1 protein-coding gene and 2 pseudogenes are annotated in these 1,683 nt (G+C 62.9%); all 3 read left to right on the plus strand.

Translation table 11 applies throughout. The features are described from left to right. Nucleotides 1–159: pseudogene (locus tag BLA15945_RS37495) on the plus strand (aspartate aminotransferase family protein); the annotation flags it as partial. Between the two features lie 62 nt (nucleotides 160–221). Beyond that, nucleotides 222–1,337: a polyamine ABC transporter substrate-binding protein gene (locus BLA15945_RS37500; RefSeq protein WP_059233002.1), complete on the plus strand. Its 1,116-nt coding sequence runs from the start codon at nucleotides 222–224 to the stop codon at nucleotides 1,335–1,337. Nucleotides 1,338–1,525: 188 nt separating this feature from the next. Continuing rightward, a pseudogene (locus BLA15945_RS37505) lies at nucleotides 1,526–1,683 on the plus strand (polyamine ABC transporter ATP-binding protein); the annotation flags it as partial.

The following is a 1,683-nucleotide window of genomic DNA, read 5'->3' on the forward strand; positions in this document are numbered from 1 at the left end:
CGCGACTTCTGCTTCAACGGCAACCTGATCATGCGTGCGACCGGCGACCGGATGCTGCTGTCGCCGCCGCTCGTGATCACGCGCCAGGAAATCGATGAACTCGTGTCGAAGGCGAAGAAAGCCGTCGATGCAACCGCCCAGCAACTGGGTATTTCGTAACGGTTTTGCCTACAGGCGTGCGGCGGGCGCCGCACGCCGCCATAACCCAAGGGAATTCCACCATGCGTGCCTGCTTTCTTCGCCAAGCCTGTTCTGTTGCCGCCCTTGCCGCCGCGGCAGCGTTCACGTCGGTCGCCAGCCCGTCGGCGCATGCCGACGAGCTGAATGTCTACAACTGGTCCGATTACATCGCACCCGACACGATCCCGAACTTCCAGAAGCAGACGGGTATCCACGTCAAGTACGACAACTACGACAGCGACGACACGCTTCAGGCGAAGCTGCTTGCCGGCAGTTCGGGTTACGACATCGTCGTGCCGACGTCGAACTACATGGCCAAGCAGATCCAGGCCGGCGTGTACCAGAAGCTCGACAAGTCGAAGATTCCGAACCTCGCGAACCTCGACCCGCTGCTGATGAAGATGATCGCCGATGCCGATCCGGGCAACCAGTACGGCGTCCCCTGGGCCTACGGCACGGACGGCATCGGCTACAACGCGCAGGCAGTGAAGAAGGCGCTCGGCGACAAGGCGCCGGTCGACAGCTGGGCGCTGGTGTTCGACCCGGCCAACATGGAAAAGCTGAAGGGCTGCGGCGTGTCGTTCCTCGACCAGGCCGTCGACGTGTTCGCCGCGACGCTGCAATACATGGGCAAGAACCCGAACAGCACCAACCCCGGCGACTACCAGGCAGCATTCGAAGTCCTGAAGAAAGTCCGCCCGTACATTACCCAGTTCAACTCGTCCGGCTACATCAACGACCTCGCGAACAACGACGTGTGCGTTGCGCTCGGCTGGTCGGGTGACGTCGGCATCGCGCACCGCCGCTCGTCCGAAGCGAAGCGTTCGTACGACATCAAGTTCGCGAATCCGAAGGAAGGCGGCCTGCTCTGGTTCGACGTGATGGTGATCCCGAAGGATGCACCGCACCCGGAAGCCGCCATGAAATGGATCAACTACGTCTCCGATCCGAAGGTCAACGCGGCGATCACCAACACGGTGTTCTATCCGACCGCGAACAAGGCCGCGCACCCGTTCGTCACGCCGTCCGTCGCACAGGACCCGACCGTCTACCCGCCGGAAGACGTGCTGAAGAAGATGGTGCTGATGAAGCCGATGCCGGCCGACATCCTGCGCCTCGAGAACCGTCTGTGGGCCCAGCTGAAGACGGGCCACTGACCGTCATGCATCACGGCGGCGCAGGCATCGCGGTACGCCTGCCCGCCTGAGATCCGCGGACCTCCGTCCGCCCGCGCGCACCGCGCGCCCTGTTCCATCCGGCACGAGCCGTTGTCCGTGAGTCGCATTACGCGCCTCGCGCGGGGACGCTCACGCCTGCAATCCGTGAAGAACGAATGGTGACTCCCATGCAATCGATACCCTCTTCCGCTGCTGCACGACAGACCCAACCGGCCGCCGTGGCCCGTCCGCAAAACGACGCGTTCGTACGCATCGAAAACGTCGTGAAGAAATTCGGCGACAGCACGGCCGTCGACAACGTGAACCTGACGATCGCGAAGAACGA

The sequence above is a fragment of the Burkholderia arboris genome (genome assembly GCF_902499125.1).
Lineage (GTDB): Bacteria > Pseudomonadota > Gammaproteobacteria > Burkholderiales > Burkholderiaceae > Burkholderia > Burkholderia arboris.

Bases quoted from the DNA above. Each gene is read 5' to 3' on its own strand.
- BLA15945_RS37500 (WP_059233002.1), top strand. From the start codon at position 222: ATGCGTGCCTGCTTTCTTCGCCAAGCCTGTTCTGTTGCCGCCCTTGCC.